This is a genomic window from Methylobacterium sp. WL18 (assembly GCF_008040015.1).
Lineage (GTDB): Bacteria > Pseudomonadota > Alphaproteobacteria > Rhizobiales > Beijerinckiaceae > Methylobacterium > Methylobacterium mesophilicum.
The window spans coordinates 1-2,410 of sequence record NZ_VRVD01000681.1 but is presented as its reverse complement, the minus strand read 5'-3'; the positions used below and the strand labels follow the sequence as shown (position 1 = coordinate 2,410).

General features: G+C 71.5%; 3 protein-coding genes. 1 reads left to right on the top strand and 2 read right to left on the bottom strand.

Annotation, left to right across the window (positions count from 1 at the left end; all coding sequences use genetic code 11):
* Positions 1-191: 191 nt before the first annotated feature.
* The gene (gene argH / locus FV228_RS26920; RefSeq protein ID WP_147857318.1) at positions 192-1,571 is read left to right on the top strand and encodes an argininosuccinate lyase; all 1,380 of its coding nucleotides are present in this window, start codon (positions 192-194) and stop codon (positions 1,569-1,571) included.
* Positions 1,572-1,769: 198 nt separating this feature from the next.
* On the opposite strand, the gene FV228_RS26915 is transcribed toward argH, so the two are convergent.
* Together FV228_RS26915 and FV228_RS33475 are read right to left on the bottom strand one after the other, a co-directional pair.
* Positions 1,770-2,024: a hypothetical protein gene (locus tag FV228_RS26915; protein WP_147857317.1), complete on the bottom strand. Its 255-nt coding sequence runs from the start codon at positions 2,022-2,024 to the stop codon at positions 1,770-1,772.
* A 31-nt stretch (positions 2,025-2,055) separates the two neighbouring features.
* On the bottom strand, positions 2,056-2,410 hold a 355-nt coding region (locus FV228_RS33475), incomplete at its 5' end, for a hypothetical protein (protein WP_210247824.1).

Below are 2,410 nucleotides of genomic sequence, written 5' to 3'. Positions count from 1 at the left end.
ACCCGGGCGACCGCTTGCGCCGCCCCCGCGCAGGGCTGGGGCGCCCCGGCCATGTTGCCGGGCAGGAGACCGCTCCCGTATAGGGCGGTCCCAAGGACGGCGAGCGCAGCGAGGCCCGCGCCGGCCAGGATGGATGTGCGGCCGGGCATCAGGCTCGGCCCTCGGGACGTTCAGGGCGCGGAAGGATCGACATGAGCAACCGGATGTGGGGCGGCCGCTTTGCCAGCGGCCCGGCGGAAATCATGGAGGAGATCAACGCCTCCATCGGATTCGACAAGCGCCTCGCGCCCCAGGATATCCGCGGCTCGCTGGCGCATGTGGCGATGCTCGGCGCGGCCGGCATCCTCCCGGCAGACGATGTGGCCGCGATCGAGGCCGGGCTCAAGTCCGTCCGCGACGAGATCGAGGCGGGCCGGTTCGTGTTCAAGCGCGAGCTCGAGGACATCCACATGTCGGTGGAGAGCCGGCTCACCGAGATCGTCGGCCCGGCCGCCGGGCGCCTGCACACCGCGCGCTCGCGCAACGACCAGGTCGCCACCGACATGAAGTTGTGGGTGCGCGACACCCTCGATTCCCTCGACCAGCAGGCCGCCGACCTGCAGCGCGCGCTCGCCGAGACGGCGCTGAAACATGCCGGCACGGTGATGCCGGGCTTCACCCATCTCCAGTCGGCCCAGCCGGTGACCTTCGGCCACCATTGCCTCGCCTATGTCGAGATGCTGGCCCGGGACCGCGGCCGGTTCCGCGACGCCCGCGCCCGGCTCAACGAGTGCCCGCTCGGCGCCGCGGCGCTCGCCGGCACGTCCTTCCCGATCGACCGGCACGCCACCGCGTCCGCGCTGGGATTCGACCGGCCGACCGCCAACTCCCTGGATTCGGTGGCCGACCGCGACTTCGCCCTGGAATCGCTGGCCGCCGCCTCGATCTGCGCCGTGCATCTCTCGCGCTTCGCCGAGGAGTTGGTGGTCTGGACCTCGGCGCAGTTCAACTTCGTCAAGCTGTCGGACGGCTACACCACCGGCTCGTCGATCATGCCGCAGAAGCGCAACCCCGACGCGGCCGAGCTGGTGCGGGCCAAATCCGGCCGGATCATCGGCGCGCTCACCGGCCTGCTGGTGGTGATGAAGGGGCTGCCGCTCGCCTATTCGAAGGACATGCAGGAGGACAAGGAGGGCACGTTCGACGCCCTCCAGGCGCTCTCCCTGTGCCTGGCCGCCATGACCGGCATGGTGAAGGACCTGGAGCCCAACGCCGGGGTGCTTAGCCAGGCTGCCGGCTCCGGCTACGCCACCGCCACCGACCTCGCCGACTGGCTGGTGCGCGAGCTCGGCCTGCCGTTCCGCCAGGCCCACCACGTCACCGGCCGGCTGGTCGGCGCCGCCTCGGCCAAGGGCGTCGGGCTGGAAGAGCTGTCGCTGCCCGAGATGCAGGAGGCCGAGCCGCGCATCACCGACGCGGTCTACGCCGTGCTCGGGGTCGAGAACTCGGTGGCCAGCCGTACCAGCTACGGCGGCACCGCGCCGGACAACGTCCGGACGCAGGCGCAGGGCTGGATCGAACGGCTCGGCTGACGGCTCACCCGCAGGTGGGGCGGAGATCGGGGCTCCGCCGCCGAGCCGTGTCCTCGAGGCGTTCCCGATCGCGTTGCAACCGGGAACGGCTTCAAGTCCGTGATGCAACACGCTCGCTTACGCCGAACCGGTATCCATTTCGGCGGCGAGCGCTCCGGGCCGGTGTCCCGCCGGCTCGGCCGGATCGCCGAGGGGGCCTCAGGACGATGAGGTCTTGAGTTCGGCCGCGCTCCGGTCCGCATGCAGCGAGGCCTGAAATTTCAGGTGCGCCTGCGACGGTCGGCTGTCGATCGCCGTCCTGGCCTGCTCGTCGCGCTCCAGCTTGGCATCCCGGACCTTGTTCTCGGCCGCCTGCTTGTCGATCCTGTCGGTCGCGCTGGCTTGCTCCGCGCGGTGCGCCTTGGCGGTGTGCTGCTCGGCGGGCCGGGCTGTCGTCGCGCTGATCGTGTCCATGGCGAGAGATCCTGCGGTTTCGGTGAGTGCGTCAGAAGACGCGAGGCCAGATGCCGCTCGGGCGGGCGCCCGGGGCGGCGCTATCGGTCTGGGTCACGGGATCGATCCGCGCCGGCTCGGCCGATGTGCGGGCCATGACCCGCCGCATCGCCCGCTTCAGCGCCAGGGCCTCGTCCAGCATCGCGTGCGCGTCGGCCTGGACGGTGCCGTCGTCGATACGATCGTCCGCCTCGTGCCGGAGCAACGCACCAGGATAAGGCGCGTCCTCCGGCAGGGATCGGGGCGGATCGGACGCGTCGGCGGCGGCCGGATGCGGGGATGCCGCGCCCGGGTCGTCCGCCGCCGCGGCGTTCCGATCCATCGCGGTGTTCAACGCGTCCGCGAAC

Bases quoted from the DNA above. Each gene is read 5' to 3' on its own strand.
- argH (WP_147857318.1), top strand. From the start codon at position 192: ATGAGCAACCGGATGTGGGGCGGCCGCTTTGCCAGCGGCCCGGCGGAA.
- FV228_RS26915 (WP_147857317.1), bottom strand. From the start codon at position 2,024: ATGGACACGATCAGCGCGACGACAGCCCGGCCCGCCGAGCAGCACACC.